The organism is Pandoraea capi, from assembly GCF_902459735.1.
Classification (GTDB): Bacteria; Pseudomonadota; Gammaproteobacteria; order Burkholderiales; family Burkholderiaceae; genus Pandoraea; species Pandoraea capi.
In genome coordinates this window covers 369,854-386,650 of the sequence record NZ_CABPRV010000001.1, presented here as the reverse complement: position 1 = coordinate 386,650, position 16,797 = coordinate 369,854, and the positions used below count along the sequence as shown (strand labels likewise).

Genomic DNA, 16,797 nt, shown 5'->3' with positions numbered 1-16,797 from the left:
TGAGAGGTGCTACTGATATCCCTCACACTCCCCCCAACGAATCGGAAATGATCATGTCTCAAACGCTCCTGTCTCGCCGTCGGATGCTCACCAGCGGTTCGCTCGGCGGTGCCGCGCTCGTCATGTCGAACCTGGCCTTTGCGCAGCCGCAGTCGTCTTCGCCGAAGAAATCGGTCAAAAAAGCTCGACGAAGCCGCGCTGCTCGCGTATCTCGGTGCGTCGCCGCAATCGCTGCCCAATCTGCCCTACGCGCAGGACGCGCTCGAACCCGTCATCTCCGCTCGAACCATCGGTATTCACTACGGCAAGCACCACCAGGCGTATTTCACGAATCTTCACAAGCTGCTGGCCGATTCGCCGCTCGCCAACGCCACGCTCGAACAACTGATCCTGAAGTCGCACGGTCGCGAGGACATGGAAGACATCTTCAACAATGCCGCACAGGCGTGGAATCACAACTTCTACTGGAAGTCGCTGAGCCCTATGCAGACGCAGCCGGACGAGCGTCTCGCCAAGGCGATCGTCGCCAAGTTCGGTTCGGTCGAAGCGCTGTCGAAGCAACTGATGTCGGTGTCGGCATCTCAGTTCGGCAGCGGCTGGGGATGGCTCGTCGTCGACGACAAGCATGAGCTGGCCGTCGTGAAGACGGGGAACGCGCAAACGCCGTTCACGCGTAGCGGACAACTGCCGTTGCTCACGGTCGATGTGTGGGAGCACGCGTATTACCTCGACTATCAGAATCGCCGTCCGGACTATCTCGCCGAGACAATCGCGAAGAAGTTGAACTGGACGTTTGCCTCGCAGAATTACGCACGCATCTGAGTCCGGCCGAGCACAACAAGTGAGCGAGAAATGCGAATGCCCCGATTCGTCGGGGCATTTCGTCGTCCTGCAACGCTGTGTCGCAACCCCGTGACTGCGACCGAATATGCATATGCGCAATTCAACTAAGCCCATGGCCGATCACGTCGCATAATCGAAGGCTCCTCGCGCCTATCGATCGTCATGCAACCGCTGTCTCTCGCCCCTCTCGATCAGTTTTCTTCCGTCCGGTTCGTGCTGACGGATATTACTCGCATCGCTTGCCGTGTAGCGCATGACGCTCGGTGGCGCGTCGCAAACGGAGAGAGCCCTGACACGTCAGGGCTTTCTTCATTTGCGTTGGCCATCGGCCATCGGCGTAGATCCGCTTGATGCACTTATTGCCAGAAGGGCGATGCTGCGGAAATAAGGCCGGTGAGATACAGAGCGCCTTCAGCGAACAGGGGGAGCAGGGGCATGGTGTTTCTCCTTCAGTAAGTCGGATGATGGTGAGGGTGATACGTCGGTGGTGTCGTCTTATTGCCAGAACGGGCTGGTCGCCGAGAGCAGGATCAGGCCTTGGAAGGCGTATTCGGCGGCATACATCAGGGCGGGTACGATCGGCATGGTGGTTCTCCTGGTTGGGGCTTTCGCGGTGTTGCGTGAGCCGTTGAATGAAGTATCCGACTTCGTGCTCGATGGCGAAACTGCGATTAATACAGGTGCGTTCAGCATGTCTGCGCAGGCGTTTGCCCCACGACGGTATCGACCTGTTCGCGAAACGCCCGAAGTGGCAGCGCGCGCACGGCTGGTAAAATGCGCGTCCGCCGCATCTTTTTGCTTCAACGTCATTCATGAAGTCTCCAACGCTTCGGGATCAGTGGTTCCCGAACCTCCCCGGTAACGTCCTTGCCGGGCTCACCACCGCGTTCGCGCTGGTTCCCGAGTGCATCGCCTTCGCACTGGTCGCACAAGTCAATCCGCTGATGGGGTTGTACGGCGCATTCATCATCTGTGCGCTCACGGCCATTTTCGGCGGACGCCCCGGCATGATCTCCGGCGCTGCCGGGTCGATGGCTGTCGTGATCGTTGCGCTCGTCGTCGAGCACGGCGTGCAGTATCTGCTGGCGACGGTCGTGCTCAGCGGCCTGCTGATGATGGGCTTCGGTATGCTGCGGCTCGGCAAACTGATCCGCATGGTGCCGCATCCGGTGATGATCGGTTTCGTCAACGGACTGGCCATCATCATTGCGATGGCGCAGCTCGAACACTTCAGGCAGGCCACGCCGCAAGGCGACGTCTGGCTGCACGGCACGCCGCTCGCCATCATGTGTGCGCTGGTTGCCGTCACGATGCTGATCGTCTACGTGTTGCCGCGCGTCACCAGGGCGGTGCCGCCGGCGCTCGTCGCCATTGTCGGTGTCGGTGTCGTGAGCCAGTTGTTGCATCTGCCCACGCGCACGCTGGGCGATATGGCCCATATCGCTGGCGGTTTCCCGACGCTCCATCTGCCGCAAGTGCCGATGAATCTGGACACGCTGCGTGTCGTCTTTCCTTATGCACTACTCATGGCGATCGTCGGTCTGCTGGAGACGTTGCTCACGTTCAATCTGACGGACGAGATTACGCAGACGCGCGGCCGTCCCAACCGCGAATGCCTCGCGCTCGGCGTGTCGAACGTGGTGTCGGGAATGTTCGGCGGCATGGGCGGTTGCGCCATGATCGGGCAGACGATGATCAACCTGAGTTCGGGCGGGCGCACCCGTGTGTCGGGCGCTACCGCCGGGATCATGATCCTGCTGTTCGTGCTGTTCCTCTCACCGCTGATCGAGCGGATTCCGCTCGCGGCGCTCGTCGGTGTGATGTTCGTCGTCGCGCAACAGACCTTCGCGTGGGGATCGCTGCGGGTGCTCGGCAAGGTGCCGCGTAATGACGCCATCGTGATCGTCGCGGTGACGATCATTACCGTCTTCACGGATCTGGCGGTGGCGGTGCTGTGCGGCATCGTGATCGCTGCGCTCAACTTCGCCTGGCAGCATGCGCGGGAGATTCGCGCCGATATCGAGGACAACGCGCACGACGCCCGCACTTACGTGCTGCACGGCACGCTGTTCTTCGCGTCGACGGCGAATTTCCAGGAACTCTTCGCACCGCTCACCGACCTGCACGACGTCACGGTCGATTGCCGTCATCTCCACGTTGCCGATCACTCGGCCATCGTGGCGTTCGAGACGCTGGTCGAGCGCTACCGGAAAGCCGGTCGGCATCTGCGCTTCGTCCATCTCTCGTCACGCAATCAACGCTTGCTCGAACGGGCGGGCGTGCGTCTTGCCGGGGTGTGACGATGGTCGGGGGCGATCCCCTGACGGTTACTTGAACGTGTGAAGGTAAGCGATCAGATCGGCGACCTTGCGTTCGTTGCCGATGCCCCAGAAGCGCATCTTCGTGCCCGGTACCGTGTTGCCGGGATTCGCGATGAAGGCGGCGAGGGTCTTGTCGTCCCACACGATGCCGGACTGCTTCATGGCGGCGGAGTATTCGAAGTCCTTCAGGCTGCCCGCGCGGCGCGTCGAGAGTCCGTTGAGTTGCGGGCCGAAGCCCGACGCGGCCATCGGCCCGACCGAATGACACGATGCGCAGCGCGAGACGAACAGCGCCTTGCCGGCTTCGATGTTGCCAGCGGCAAAGGCGGGTGCCACCGTAGCGGACAGCGTCAGGGCGAGAAGGCCCGTGCGCAGGCAGGCGGCGCACGAGAGTTGAAATGCGGACAACGCGTTAAGCGCCTTCATCGGAAGCAGCATGAGAGAGAGGTCGCGAGGAAAGATAACGAAAGCAAGCCGCTAACTTACCCCTTTCCGCGAAGGACTGCCAGTAAAGAGATCATGAAAAAAGGCCGTCCCTGCCGAGGCAGAGACGGCCTTTCGCGATGTCGCTATCGGCCCTGCAAATGCTGGCGTGCTTATGCGCCGCCCTTGGTCACGCTCTCCGGCAGATCGCGGCCATGGTACTTCTTGTAGATCTCGTTGAGCTTGCCGTTTTTCAGGTTGGTCTTGACCCAGTTGTTGACCCAATCCTTCAGGCCCGGCTGGTTCTTGTTCAACGCGATACCCAGATCGAATTCCTTCTGCGCGAACTTCAGTTCCAGGTTCTTGCCCGGAGCGCGCTTCTGCATTTCGCCGAGATTCGACGGCGTGCTCGAGAAGATGTCGACCTGACCCGTCACCATGGACGTGATCAGCGTGGCGTCGTCTTCGTAACGCACGATCTGCGCACCCTTGGCGTTCGCCGTAGTGAGCGTGTCGTTGACGGTGGCGCGCGTGAGACCGATGCGCTTGCCGTCCAGATCGGCGTAGCCCTTGATGTTCATGCTCTTCGGCGCGCCCACGATGATCGAGATCACGGCGTAGGGGATCGAGAAGTCCACCACCTGGGCACGTTCCGGCGTGATCGACAGGTCGGCCACCACGAGGTCGGCACGGTTCGCTTGCAGCGTCGGCACGCGCGCGGCGTTCGTCACGGACACGATGTCGAGCTTCACCCCCAGATCCTTGGCGAGCAACTCAGCGGTCTCGACGTCCGAGCCGACCGGCTTCAGATTCGCATCGGCATACGAGTACAGCGGCGTACCCATCGCGATGGCCACGCGGATCTTGCCTGCCTTCTTGATGTCGTCCAGTTGATCGGCAAACGCAGCGTGTGCCATCACGCCCAGCGCAACGGCGGCACAGGCTTGGGTAAGGAACGTCTTGAGTTTCATGCAATGGTCTCCTTCGGGTGATTGTTGTCTTGCTTGAACGGGCGTCGTGAATCGTGGCCGCGGCTTACAGGCCGTTCGCCAGGAACGCACGCAGTTCGGGGGTCTGCGGGTTGTCGAGCATCTCGCCCGGACCGACTTCCCAGACCTTGCCGTGATGCATGTAGATGATCTGATCGGCCACCCGCTTGGCAAACGCCATTTCGTGCGTGACGAGCAGCATCGTCATGCCGTCGGCCGCGAGGTCTTCCATCACACGCAGCACTTCGCCCGTGAGTTGCGGATCGAGTGCGGACGTCACTTCGTCGAACAACATGACCTTCGGCGACATGGCGAGCGAGCGTGCAATCGCCACGCGCTGCTGCTGGCCGCCCGAGAGTTGTTCGGGATAGCTGTCCGCCTTGTCGGACAGGCCAACCTGTGCGAGCACGCGCCTGGCGACCTCTTCGGCTTCGCTGCGCGCCATGCGCTTGACGTGACGCAGCGCGAGCATGATGTTTTCGCGCACGCTCAGGTGCGGGAACAGGTTGTAGCTCTGGAAGACGATGCCGACTTCGCGACGCAACTGATGCAGGTCGATGGACGGATCTTCCACGCGGATGCCGCACACTTCGATGGAGCCTTCGTCGATGGTCTCCAGGCGGTCGATGCAACGCAAGGCCGTGCTTTTGCCCGAGCCGCTGGCGCCGATGATGGCGACCATCTGACCGCGCTCGACTTCGAACGACACGCCCTTGAGCACAGGGTTGTCGCCGAAGCGCTTGTGAATCTCTTTGACCTTAACGATTGCCGACATTGAGCCTGTCCTCCAGTGATGCGCTCCAGCGCGAGAGCGGGTAGCACAGCACGAAATAAAACACCCCTACCAGCGAGAAGACGAGGAAGGGCTGGAAAATCGAGTTGTTGATGATCTGTCCGGCGCGCGTCAGTTCGACGAAACCGATGACCGAAGCGAGCGACGTCATCTTGATGATCTGCACCAGGAAACCGATGGTCGGCGGCAGCGACAGACGCACCGCCTGCGGAATGATCACCAGACGCAGGGTCTGCCAGCGGGTGAACGACAGGCACTCTGCCGCCTCCCATTGCGCACGCGGCATCGCTTCCACGCAACCGCGCCAGATATCGCCGAGATACGCGCTCGTGTAGACCATGAGCGCCAGTGCGGCCGCCACGATCGAGGGCAGCTCGAAGCCGTACACCGACAGACCGAAGTAGACGATGAACAGCAGGATCAGCAGCGGAATGCCCTGAATCGCTTCGATGAAAACCTGTGTGGGCAGGCGCAGCCAGCGGCGCGGCGAGATACGTCCGAGCATCACCAGAAAGCCGCCGGCCATGCCCAGCACGAAGGCGAGGGCAGACAGCACCAGCGTCCAGCCAATGGACTGCACCATGTAGCCGAGATACGTGAACGAGAAATTGCCGATCATGAAGCGCTCCGTTGTGCGGTGTTGCCCGCCGACGTGCCGGAGGCGTTCGTGTTGCCCGCACGCGCAGCGGCGGCACGGCGGCGTGCGGCCTGCGCGGTCTGTGCTGCGGCGCGTCGCACGGTGCGGCGGCGCTTGAAGAAGTATTCGCCGGCGGCCCATGCCACGAGCTTCACGAGCAGCGAGAGCGCGAGATAGAGCGCGGCCACGACGATGTACGTCTCAAGCGAGCGGAACGTATCCGACTGCACGGTGTTGGCAACTGCCGTGAGTTCTTCGGCGGAAATCTGCGAGGCGATGGCCGAGGCCTGCATCATCAGAATGAACTGCGTGGTGAGCGACGGGTACACCTTCTCGATCGACGGTTGCAGCATCACGTGCCACGCGATGCGCCACTTCGACAGCCCCAGACACTCGGCCGCTTCGATCTGGCCGCGCGGCACCGATTCGAGACCGGCGCGGATGATCTCGGCCGCGTAGGCGCCGATGTTGATCACCATTGCGAGCACGGATGCAGTGAACGTCGGCAAGTGCACGCCCATGCTGGCGAGGCCGAAGTACAGCAGGAAAATCTGGACGAGGAACGGCGTGTTGCGCACCGACTCGATATAGATGCCGCACAGGCGCGACAGCCAGCGGTGACGGCTGCGTTTGGCGAAGGCGACCAGCGTGCCCAGGGCCGTGCCGATGACGACCGAGAATACGGTCATCTTCAGCGTGAGCCACGCGCCTTCAAGGAAAACTGGCCAGTAAGGAACCAGCGGGGCGAAATTCAACGAGAAATGCATGGCAAACGCCTGTCTCCGGTGACGTTCGGGGCCGACGCGCCAGGCAGCCATCGTTGCGGTTATGACATCCGTAGCAGCCGTGGTGGGTCTTTCTTGTACGTCGTCATATAAGTGATGTGATTTTGCGCATCGCCCCTCAGCATTGTCAATAGCAATCGCTTGGGGGGATACCCTTGGCTATTGCCTTTATAGGACAAGGGTTAAAGGCCGTTTTGAACCGTGGGGCGGTGCCCCGCAGGTTGCGTGAAGCGTCCTCAACGATGGGTTGACGGCGGGCGGCTTCAGACTCTTGTCATCGTATCTCTTGGTGTGGGAAATCGACGGATCGGGGGATCGACGTTCCGGCATCTGCGGGACGGCGCGGCTCTATAATCAGCGCTTGCCCAGGCGACCGGTTCGACGTACTCGACCCCCACTTCCCGATATCCGATGACGCTTCTTGCCACCGCGCTCGACGAACTCGACCGTAATCTGCTCGCCCTGCTCCGCGTGAACGCCCGTGAGAGCACGGCCAATCTGGCGCGACGTCTGGGCGTGGCGCGTACCACGGTCGTGGCCCGTCTCGGTCGTCTCGAACAGGCCGGGGTCATTGCCGGCTATACGGTGAGACTGGGCCAGGACGCCGCCGGCGGCGGGTTGCAGGCGTGCGTGAGCATCGCCGTGCAGCCTCGCTCGGGGCGCGACGTGCTGCGGCGCCTGAACAAGATGCCGGAGATCCATCTGCTGTGCTCCGTGAGCGGGGAGTTCGACTACGTGGCATGGCTGCATGCGGCGTCTGCCGACCAGCTCGACGCACTGCTCGACACCATCGGCGAGATCGATGGTGTGACCCGCACGACGACGTCCGTCGTCCTTGCCCGCAAGATCGACCGGGGCGGCGTGCTGCCCTGATAGACGCCGGTAATTATCCGTAACCGACGCCTAAGAATCCGTGCTCAGGGGGCGAGCGCCCCCGCCGATGCTCGCGCAACCCTCAAAACTCCCAAATTTCCCCGTGTTCCCTTGACTTGGTCGGTTTGTCTGCAATTGGCGATAGTGCTAAAATTATTGAGAATTGTTTGCATTAACTAATCGACCAAATCTGGAGTGTGTATGCGTGTGAAATCCCTCGCAGCAGCGATGCTGCTTGCCGGTGTGGCCACCCTGGCCCAGGCCGCTGAGTTTCCCATCGGCAAACCGCTGAACACCGCGGGCATGGAAATCAACACGGTGTATCTCCAGCCGATCACGATGGAGCCGGCCGGCATGATGCGCGACGCCGCCAAGTCGGACATCCACCTGGAAGCCGACATCCACGCGATCAAGGAGAACCCGAACGGTTACGCCGAGGGCGACTGGATTCCGGGTCTCGAAATCACTTACAAGCTCCAGAAGATGAAGTCGGACGGCAAGACGCCGGACGGCCCGATCGTTCAGGGCCTGATGATGCCGATGGTGGCGAGCGATGGCCCGCACTACGGCGATAACGTCAAGCTCAACGGCGTGGGCAAGTATCAACTGACGATGGTCGTCAACGCGCCGGGCACGCTCAAGGAATTCGGTTGCGTGGTCGACAAGAACGCCAAGCCGATGGCCGGCGGTCATATGGATCACGGCGGCGCGGGTCCGTGGTGCTTCGGCCGTCACGTCGATAAGGAAACCGGCGTGGGCGCATGGTTCAAGCCCATCACCAAGGTCGTCGATTTCACGTTCGCGACCGTGGGCAAGAAGGGCGGCTACTAAGCCGCATTAATCTGATGCAGCGTTGGTCAGCCGACCAACGCTGTTTTCCTTTGGAGTAGAAGGATGATTCAGCGCATCGCGCGCCTGCTGGCCACGATGACGGCCGTGGTGGTGACCTTGTTGGCCATGGGCGGCCCGTCGCTCGCCCGCGCCGACGACCTGCCCACCTTCAAGCTGGAAATGAACAACGGCAAACTCAATCCGGCGCGTATCGAAGTGCCGGCCGGCAAGCGCATCAAGATCGAGGTGCACAACACCGGAACGAACGCCGTCGAATTTGAAAGCCTTCAACTGCGCAAGGAAAAGGTGCTCGCACCCGGTGCGCAGTCGTTTGTCGTGATCGCACCGCTGCAACCGGGCGAATACAAGTTTTTCGACGACTTCCATCAACAGGCGCAGGGCGTGATCGTCGCCAAGTAAGCCGGGCGTAGCCCAGGTCGTTCCAGTCACACCGCAGTACACGCATTACAAAAGGAATTACACGATGGGTCAGGTCATGTTCATCGTCTGGCGCGAAAGCGTCGAGGCATTGCTGGTCGTAGGTATTCTCCATGCATGGCTGGCCAATCCGGATCACGGCGCCAAGCGTGGCCTGCCCTATCTGTGGGCCGGCGTCGTGCTGGGTATCGCAGCCGCCATCGGCCTGGGCGCCGCCCTCGTCGGCTTCACCGAAGTGCTTTCGGGCGACGCGCAGGATTACTTCCAGACCGGCATGGTGCTCGTTGCCTGCGTGCTGATCGTGCAGATGGTCTTCTGGATGAAGCGCAACGGGCGCACGCTCAAGCGCGACATGGAGTCGTCTCTGCAGAAGAATCACGATCAGGGGACATGGTGGGGTGTGCTCGTGCTGGTGGCGCTGGCGATTGCCCGCGAAGGCAGCGAGACCGCGATCTTCCTGTACGGTCTGGGCTTCGGTCAGGGCGGCAGCGTGCCGATGTCGATGTGGCTGGCGGTGGCGATCGGCTTCGTGCTCGCGCTCGTCACGTTCTGGTTGCTGCAACTGGGCGGCAAGGTCTTCTCGTGGCGCCTGTTCTTCCGCGTCACCGAAATCATGCTGCTGTTCCTCGCGGCCGGTTTGCTGGAGTCGGGACTGGATCGTCTGATCTCGCTTGAGCTCGTGCCGACGCTGGTCGATCAACTGTGGGATACTTCCGCGGTTCTGGATGATGCCAGCCCGTTTGGCAGCCTCGTCGCGACGCTGACCGGCTATCGCGCCCATCCGTCCGGCATGAATCTGCTGGTGTATGCCGTGTACTGGCTGTTCATGTGGATGCTGCTCAAGCGAGCGGGCGCCCCGGCCAAGCAGGTCAAGCCTGCCTGAGCGAGATGACACGATATTGCGCGACATTGCGCGATATCGCATGACGTAACGTAGCGTGTGGCACCGGGTGGCAATCCCGCCCGGCGCGCACAACGGACTGAACGGACGCGCAACATACGAGATCCGTCAGCCCGCAAGGTAATCCCCCGACGCAAGACCGACGCAAGCACCGAGCATGAGTATCGCCATTACTGTCCCGAACCGACTGGCCCGTCTGGGCCTTTGGATGCAACGCCACGGCAAACTGATTCGTGGCGTGCAATGGGTTATCGTGCTCGTTTATGCGTTTCTCATCTGCGTGCCCGTTCTGCTGCCGTTGCCCGATGAGACGGCACACATCCTGAACAATCTCACCGTCTTCGCGCAATTCACGTTCTGGGGCATCTGGTGGCCGTTCGTGCTCATCAGCATGGTGCTCATGGGGCGTATCTGGTGCGGTGTGCTGTGCCCCGAAGGCACCCTCTCCGAATTCGCCAGCCGACATGGCAAAGGCCGTGCGATTCCGCGCTGGATGCGATGGGGCGGCTGGCCGTTCGTCGCTTTCGCCGGAACCACGCTGTACGGTCAGATGGTCAGCGTCTACCAATATCCGAAAGCGGTGCTGCTGGTGCTCGGCGGCTCGACCATCGGGGCCATGGTGATCGGCTACTACTACGGGCGCGACAAGCGCGTGTGGTGCAAGTATCTGTGCCCGGTCAATGGCGTGTTCTCGCTGCTCGCGCGTCTGGCGCCGTTCCACTTCAAGGTCAACGAAGACGCCTGGCGTCAGTCGTACAACACCAAAGGTCACAAGATCATCCCGATCAATTGCGCGCCGCTCGTGCCGCTGCGCAACATGAAGGGCGGTGCGCAGTGCCATATGTGCGGCCGCTGCGCCGGACATCGCGACGCCATCGAGCTCACGGGCCGTTCGCCGAGCGAAGAGATCGTGACGTACGGGGCGACCGAAAACAACAGTCTCTGGGATAGCGTGCTGGTCAACTTCGGCCTGCTGGGCGTGGCCATCGGCGCATTCCACTGGACGGTGAACCCGTGGTTCGTTGCGACCAAGACGTTCCTGGCCACGTGGCTGATTGACCGCGACATCATGTGGCCGTTCGAGACGAACGCGCCGTGGTTCATCTTCACCAACTACCCCGAACAGAGCGATGTCTTCACCTGGCTCGACGGTGCGATGGTCGTCACGTACATCCTCGGTAACGGTCTGGTGCTCGGCCTCGCGTTCTCGGCCATCTTCGCGCTGGCCAACCGGGCGATGGGCAAGTGGAACACGTCGCGCTTCAACCACCTCGTGCAGTCGCTGATTCCGATTGCCGGCGCGGGCGTGTTCATCGGTCTGTCGGCCACGACGGTCAGCCTGTTGCGCGCCGAGCATCTGCCGATCTACTGGGCGAACGACGTGCGCGCGACCATTCTCGCGACCACGACGTTGTGGAGCCTCTGGCTGGGCTGGCGCGTGACGGGGCGGCATGCCACGTCGCTGCTGCGGCGTCTGGCCGGCATGGCCGGGATCGTGGCGGCGCTGGCGCTCGTGAACTGGCTCTGGCTGCTGATGTTCTGGATCTGGTAACAGTCAGAGATCCACGAGCGTGCATGACGTAGGGCGTTTCCCGGTCGGTGCGAATCCGCACTGCCGGTGAAATGGCCGGGATTGGCGAGCCGAAGGCCGGTGGCCTACAATGACGCCACACGTCGCCCGGTCTGCCGGGGCTTGCCGACCTCACGGCCCCGTCGGCGCATCGCCTTTCGGTGTCTCGGTGCCCCGGTGCCCCGGTCTTCCGGCCTCGCAGCTTCGCCGGTCCTCTCGGTCTTTCCAGTCTCAAGACGCCCATGTTGCTCGCTCAACGTCTCCCGCTCTATTTCCGCCTCGTCCGTCTGGACAAGCCGATCGGCACCGTGCTGCTGCTGTGGCCGACGCTCTCGGCGCTGTGGATCGCGTCGAACGGGCATCCCGACCCGTTGCTGCTCGTCATCTTCACGCTCGGCACATTCCTGATGCGCTCGGCGGGTTGCGCCATCAACGATTACGCCGATCGCGACTTCGACAAGTACGTCAAGCGAACGAAAGAACGCCCGATCACGTCGGGACGGATTCGGGCGTGGGAGGCGGTCGCCGTGGCTGCGACACTTGCGCTCGTCAGCTTCCTGCTGATTCTCCCGCTCAATGCGCTGACCAAGTGGCTCTCGATTCCGGCCCTGTTCGTGGCGGGCACCTATCCGTTCACCAAACGCTTCTTCGCGTTGCCGCAGGCGTATCTGGGCGTGGCGTTCGGCTTCGGCATTCCGATGGCGTTTGCCGCCGTGCAGGATCAGGTGCCCGTGATTGCGTGGGTGCTGCTGCTCTCCAACGTGTTCTGGTCGCTGGCCTACGATACCGAGTACGCCATGGTCGATCGCGACGACGACCTGAAGATCGGGATCAAGACGTCGGCGATCACGTTCGGCCGTTTCGACGTGCTGGCCGTGATGCTTTGTTACGTCGGCGCACTCGGCATTCAGGCGCTGGTCGGTGCGTATCTCGGCTTCGGCTGGCCGTTCTGGCTGGGCATGGCCGTTGCGGTGAGCTTTGCCATCTATCACTACTTCCTGATTCGCGGCCGCGAGCGCATGCCTTGCTTCGCGGCGTTCCGTCACAACAATTGGCTCGGCGCAGCGGTGTTCGCCGGTATCGCCGGGCACTATCTGCTGACTGCGCAGGGCTGACGGCGGACGCGGGGCATCGACATGCCCCGCGTGAACCCCGCTTTGCGTGCTCATCGCGCCGTCATGGCGCGGTCGGTCTCGCCGTACTTCTCCAGCAATGCGTCGAGCACGGCGACCGTTTCCACGTCGGGCACGCCGTCATAGCGTGCCGGATGGAAATGCATCTGGAACGCGGCAATGACATCGGTCGTTGAAGCGTCCAGTTCACCTGTTTGCGGCGTGTCGAAACCGTAGGCGAGCAGCTTCGCCTGTAACGCCGGAACGTCTCCCCGATACGGTCGATGATCGCGGTAATGCGCGACCCTCGCGTCGTCGGGCCATGCGCCGACCCCAAATTGCTCGTGCAGCCATCGCCACGGAAACCGCGGTCCGGGGTCGTGCGTGCGCCCGGGGGCGACGTCGGCATGACCGAGTACCCGATCCGGTGCAATGCCGTATCGCATCACGATGTCGGCGACGAGTCTGCCGACGACGGCGATCTGTGGCATCGGGAAGGGATGCCAGCGCCGGTCCATGAGCGGGAGCCGCGCGTCGTCTGCCGGATAGCCGGGATTGACGATTTCGACGCCGATGGAGGTGCCGTTCAGCAGACGTTCTCCCCGCCAGCCGCTCACGCCAGCGTGCCGGGCCAACTGCCGTTCGGGTACCAATTGATAGACGACGAAACGATTGTCGTCGTCGGCCGTCTCGGGCACGACGTAATGCGCGCTGGCATCGCCCGCAGGATTCGTCAGCGTGCTGAGCGAGCGCAACAGCGAGGCAGCGGTGTAATGCAGCACGAGCGTGCGAATGCGGGGCTCGCGTCTGGCCGGCGTCAGCCCCTTGTCGATGAAGTAGCCGTTGCACTCCCGAACCATCGGCGGCACCTTCCCAGGCCGCGCAAGCAAACCGGCTTGCCGCGCCAGCGGGCGGCCCAGTGCGTTGACGAGAAATTTCCGGTACTTCTCGTCGTCACTCATTGGGACGGTTGCCGCTCGGTTGCCGCTTAGGCACTGCCGCGCTGTTCGGGGCGAGGCGAACGTTGTGCATTGGAATTCCATGACGTCGCTGAGACTTGACCAGCGTAGTCGTCGGCGGACGTCGGGGACTCCAAAAAAGGTTCACGCCGGAATCGTTTGGGCCGATTCCGGCGTGCTGCACTGCCTATGGATGCAGGTAGACGGCGCTGGCAGCGTCGTCCGGTGAGTTCGGTCCCGTCGCTGCGCTGCGGTTTTTCGCGGTAACGTCGGCGGACGGACGCGGCACATCGAGGTATTTCTCCAGCAGTGCGTCGAGCACTGCGACCGTTTGTGCGTCGGGAACCCCGTTGTAGCGATGGCTCGCACAGAAGTGCATCTGAAACGACTCGATGACGTTCGTCGTCGCCGGGTCCAACTGGCCGGTTTGCGGGGTGTCGTAGCCGTAGGTTCGCAGCTTCGCCTGCACGGTCGCGACGTCGCCGGCATACGGCATATGATCGCGATAGAAGGGCGCCGTTGCCGTGTCCGGCCAGGCGCCGATCCCGCGTTCATGCAGCGTCTGCCAGGGAAACAGGGGGCCCGGATCGAGCTTGCGACCCGGCGCGACATCGGCATGACCGACCACTCGATTCGGTGCGATGCCGGCGTGTCGGACTGACGCAATCAGGCGTCGCCCAGTTCGTCGCCGAGTTCCTTGGCGCGATGGTTGGCCGCCTTGACGCCGCGCACGATGGCGTCCTTGATGGCGTCTTTTTCGAACGAGCTGATGGCCGCGAAGGTGGTGCCGCCCTTCGACGTCACGCGATCGCGCAGCACGCTGGCCGGTTCGGTCGAGTCTGCCGCGAGTTGCGAGGCGCCGGTGAACGTGGCGATGGCGAGCTGGCGAGCCTTGTCGGCCGAGAAGCCCAGTTCCTGTGCGGCCTGCTCCAGCGCTTCGATGAAGTAGAAGACGTAGGCCGGGCCGCTGCCCGAGATGGCGGTGACGGCGTCGAGCTGATCCTCTTTCTCGACCCACACGATTTCGCCGGCGGCGCTCAGCACGGTCTCGGCGCGCTTGCGCTGATCCGAATCCACGCCCGAGAGCGCGATCAGGCCGGTGATGCCCTTGCCGATCAATGCCGGCGTGTTCGGCATGCAGCGCACGATCTGGTTGTGACCGCCGAGCCAGCGCGCGAGATCCGAAGCGCGGATCCCTGCGGCAATGCTGATGACCAACTGACCGTTCAGATGCGGCTGGAGCGCTTGCGCGACATCCTTGAGCACTTGCGGTTTGACGGCCAGCACGAGCGTGTCGTAATCGCGCAGGCGGTCGTTCGGGGCGCTGGCTGTCTCGATGCCGTGGTGCTTGACGAGACTTTCGCGGGTCGATTCGTTGACGTCGATAGCGAGAATGTCGCGCGGGGCCGTGCCACGCTTGACGAGTCCGCCGATCAAGGCATTGGCCATATTGCCGCCGCCGATGAATGCAATTCTCATAACCATCCTTTGCGTTGCGTGTGTCGTTACTCGTTACCGTTACTGCTATTCGTGGCGAGTCCAGTGCGTGGCGTGGCGCATCGTTGCGGTGGTGCGTGGTCGTGACGCGCTCACCGCGGGACGCATGCCGCGCTCAGGCCTTGGCGCCGTAATCTCGTGCACCGAAAATCGCCGTACCGATGCGCACCATGGTGGCGCCCTCGGCAACCGCCGCCTCCAGGTCTCCCGACATCCCCATCGAGAGCGTGTCCAGCGCCAGCCCGTCGGCGCGAAGCGCATCGAACAAGTCGCGCACCGCCTTGAAGGGCTCGCGCTGACGTGCCGGGTCGTCTTCGGGCTCGGGAATCGCCATCAGGCCGCGCAGCGTCAGATTCGGCAGTGCGGCGATGGCGCGGGCGACAGCGAGGGCTTCGTCCGGTGTCACGCCGCTTTTGCTGGCCTCGCCGCTGATGTTCACCTGCAGGCAAACCTGCAAGGGCGGCAAGTGTGTCGGGCGCTGTGCGCTCAGGCGTTCCGCGATCTTGAGCCGGTCGACGGAATGTACCCAGTCGAAATGCTCGGCGACCGGCCGTGTCTTGTTGCTTTGCAGCGGCCCGATGAAATGCCATTCGAGCGGTTCGTCGCCGACGCGCTCACCGGCGAGCGCTTCGATCTTGTCGAGCGCTTCCTGCACATAGTTCTCGCCGAAAGCCCGCTGGCCGGCCGTCACCGCTTCGCGCACGGCGTCGGCGCCGAAGGTCTTCGAGACGGCGAGCAGGCGCACACTGCCGTCGGCTCGGCCGGCAGCGGCGGTGGCGCGGGTGATCCGGGAGAGGACGTCTTCGAGATGTGCTGCGATGGGCGACATAGAAAGGATTCGGCGGGTTCGGGCGTAGCGAAGCGGTTGGACGGTGTCGGCGGTTCCGGGCAAATGAAGCGAATCGGGCGAATCGGGTGAATTGAGTGTCCGGGTTGTCGTAACGGCGCGGGGACGACCTGTCGTCGATATCGGGGATCTCGCGGGTTTCGAACCAGCGTACACCGGGAAGGCCGGGCGCGTCCGAAAGACCCCTTTGGCCCGTCGGTCAACGATTATAGCCGTGCTCCGGGCACAGGTGCTACCCGATAAAAAAGGAGGTGCTACCTGGGGTGCACTCGTCGGGCAATCAAGGATAACCGGCAGGTGGCTACGGCGCGAATCGCCCGCCGGGCCGGGGTTGTGGCAGACTGCGCGGTGCCAACATCCACAGGGAAGGGAGCCGCCGATGAGCGTGAATCCACAGCACACACAGCACGTGTACGATTTTTCGGTCCAGACGCTGGCGGGGGAGTCCGTCAGCCTGTCGCAGTATCGCGGCAAGGTGCTGCTCATCGTCAATACGGCGAGCGAGTGCGGGTTCACGCCGCAGTACGCCGGTTTGCAGACGCTCCACGAGCAACTCGCGCCGCGTGGCTTCGAGGTGCTTGCGTTTCCGTGCAATCAGTTCGGCAAGCAGGAGCCGGGCGATGCGCAGGCCATCCGCAGCTTCTGCGACCTGCGCTTTCACGTCACCTTTCCCATGTTCGCCAAGATCGACGTCAAAGGGCCGGACGCCGCGCCGCTCTACCGCTATCTGACGCAGGAGAAGCCCGGGATTCTGGGCACGAAGGCGATCAAGTGGAATTTCACCAAGTTCCTCGTCGATGCGTCGGGCACGGTGGTGGAGCGCTACGCCCCGACCGCGAAGCCCGAAGCGATTCGCGCCGATATCGAAAGGTTGTTGGCGTGAGTCGATGAATCCGCGGGTGCTCAGGCACCTTGGCAATTGAACGGTTCAGCACCTAAGCACTTAAGCACCCGAGTACGTAAGCACTCGGGTACTCG

Annotated in this window: 17 protein-coding genes and 1 pseudogene; 9 read left to right on the top strand and 9 right to left on the bottom strand. The window is 62.7% G+C overall.

What is annotated here, in order from left to right; all coding sequences use genetic code 11:
* The first annotated feature begins 198 nt into the window (after positions 1-198).
* Both PCA20602_RS01665 and PCA20602_RS01660 read left to right on the top strand, forming a co-directional pair.
* The gene (locus tag PCA20602_RS01665; protein WP_217432354.1) at positions 199-822 is read left to right on the top strand and encodes a superoxide dismutase; all 624 of its coding nucleotides are present in this window, start codon (positions 199-201) and stop codon (positions 820-822) included.
* Between the two features lie 833 nt (positions 823-1,655).
* Positions 1,656-3,143 carry a SulP family inorganic anion transporter gene (locus PCA20602_RS01660; RefSeq protein ID WP_150719691.1) on the top strand — a complete coding sequence of 496 codons (1,488 nt, stop codon included), beginning with the start codon at positions 1,656-1,658 and terminating at the stop codon, positions 3,141-3,143.
* A 27-nt stretch (positions 3,144-3,170) separates the two neighbouring features.
* Here PCA20602_RS01660 and PCA20602_RS01655 read toward each other — a convergent pair whose 3' ends face one another.
* From PCA20602_RS01655 to PCA20602_RS01635, 5 genes are all read right to left on the bottom strand, one after another.
* Entirely contained in the window at positions 3,171-3,602 is a 432-nt protein-coding gene (locus tag PCA20602_RS01655) for a c-type cytochrome (RefSeq protein WP_246181971.1), read from the bottom strand.
* A 158-nt stretch (positions 3,603-3,760) separates the two neighbouring features.
* On the bottom strand, positions 3,761-4,558 hold the full coding sequence (locus PCA20602_RS01650) for a transporter substrate-binding domain-containing protein (RefSeq protein WP_150719690.1): 798 nt from the start codon (positions 4,556-4,558) through the stop codon (positions 3,761-3,763).
* Between the two features lie 64 nt (positions 4,559-4,622).
* Entirely contained in the window at positions 4,623-5,351 is a 729-nt protein-coding gene (locus tag PCA20602_RS01645; RefSeq protein ID WP_150719689.1) for an amino acid ABC transporter ATP-binding protein, read from the bottom strand.
* Positions 5,335-5,988, bottom strand: coding sequence for an amino acid ABC transporter permease (locus PCA20602_RS01640; protein WP_039401077.1), 654 nt, complete (start codon positions 5,986-5,988; stop codon positions 5,335-5,337). Before PCA20602_RS01640 ends, PCA20602_RS01645 begins: the two co-directional genes overlap by 17 nt.
* Positions 5,985-6,773, bottom strand: a complete 789-nt coding sequence (locus PCA20602_RS01635; protein ID WP_150719688.1) for an amino acid ABC transporter permease — start codon at positions 6,771-6,773, stop codon at positions 5,985-5,987. The genes PCA20602_RS01640 and PCA20602_RS01635 overlap by 4 nt, the downstream gene beginning before the upstream one ends.
* A 429-nt stretch (positions 6,774-7,202) precedes the next feature.
* Between PCA20602_RS01635 and PCA20602_RS01630 the strand changes: the two genes are divergently transcribed.
* The 6 genes from PCA20602_RS01630 (at position 7,203) to ubiA (ending at position 12,519) form a co-directional block, all read left to right on the top strand.
* Complete coding sequence (locus PCA20602_RS01630; RefSeq protein WP_150719687.1) at positions 7,203-7,664, top strand: Lrp/AsnC family transcriptional regulator; 462 nt, start codon at positions 7,203-7,205, stop codon at positions 7,662-7,664.
* 201 nt (positions 7,665-7,865) lie between these two features.
* Positions 7,866-8,495 (top strand): iron transporter, encoded by a 630-nt coding sequence (locus tag PCA20602_RS01625; RefSeq protein WP_150719686.1) that lies wholly within the window; start codon positions 7,866-7,868, stop codon positions 8,493-8,495.
* 96 nt (positions 8,496-8,591) lie between these two features.
* Positions 8,592-8,915, top strand: coding sequence for a cupredoxin domain-containing protein (locus PCA20602_RS01620; RefSeq protein WP_242559053.1), 324 nt, complete (start codon positions 8,592-8,594; stop codon positions 8,913-8,915).
* A 64-nt stretch (positions 8,916-8,979) separates the two neighbouring features.
* Positions 8,980-9,816 (top strand): FTR1 family iron permease, encoded by an 837-nt coding sequence (locus PCA20602_RS01615; RefSeq protein WP_150719684.1) that lies wholly within the window; start codon positions 8,980-8,982, stop codon positions 9,814-9,816.
* 175 nt (positions 9,817-9,991) lie between these two features.
* A complete protein-coding gene (locus PCA20602_RS01610; RefSeq protein WP_174980702.1) occupies positions 9,992-11,386 on the top strand; it encodes a 4Fe-4S binding protein in 1,395 nt (464 codons plus the stop codon).
* A 260-nt stretch (positions 11,387-11,646) separates the two neighbouring features.
* A complete protein-coding gene (gene ubiA / locus PCA20602_RS01605; RefSeq protein WP_069342705.1) occupies positions 11,647-12,519 on the top strand; it encodes a 4-hydroxybenzoate octaprenyltransferase in 873 nt (290 codons plus the stop codon).
* Between the two features lie 50 nt (positions 12,520-12,569).
* On the opposite strand, the gene PCA20602_RS01600 is transcribed toward ubiA, so the two are convergent.
* The 4 genes and pseudogenes from PCA20602_RS01600 to PCA20602_RS01585 all read right to left on the bottom strand — a co-directional run bounded on the left by PCA20602_RS01600 (position 12,570) and on the right by PCA20602_RS01585 (position 15,801).
* Positions 12,570-13,478, bottom strand: a complete 909-nt coding sequence (locus PCA20602_RS01600) for an N-acetylmuramoyl-L-alanine amidase (RefSeq protein ID WP_150719683.1) — start codon at positions 13,476-13,478, stop codon at positions 12,570-12,572.
* A 184-nt stretch (positions 13,479-13,662) separates the two neighbouring features.
* Positions 13,663-14,148 (bottom strand): annotated as a pseudogene (locus tag PCA20602_RS01595) (peptidoglycan-binding domain-containing protein); the annotation flags it as partial.
* Positions 14,142-14,954, bottom strand: a complete 813-nt coding sequence (gene proC, locus PCA20602_RS01590) for a pyrroline-5-carboxylate reductase (RefSeq protein WP_150719682.1) — start codon at positions 14,952-14,954, stop codon at positions 14,142-14,144. The gene proC and the pseudogene PCA20602_RS01595, both read right to left, overlap by 7 nt.
* 133 nt (positions 14,955-15,087) lie before the next feature.
* A complete protein-coding gene (locus PCA20602_RS01585) occupies positions 15,088-15,801 on the bottom strand; it encodes a YggS family pyridoxal phosphate-dependent enzyme (RefSeq protein WP_150719681.1) in 714 nt (237 codons plus the stop codon).
* Between the two features lie 397 nt (positions 15,802-16,198).
* Between PCA20602_RS01585 and PCA20602_RS01580 the strand changes: the two genes are divergently transcribed.
* Positions 16,199-16,702, top strand: coding sequence for a glutathione peroxidase (locus PCA20602_RS01580; RefSeq protein ID WP_150719680.1), 504 nt, complete (start codon positions 16,199-16,201; stop codon positions 16,700-16,702).
* Positions 16,703-16,797 lie beyond the last annotated feature (95 nt).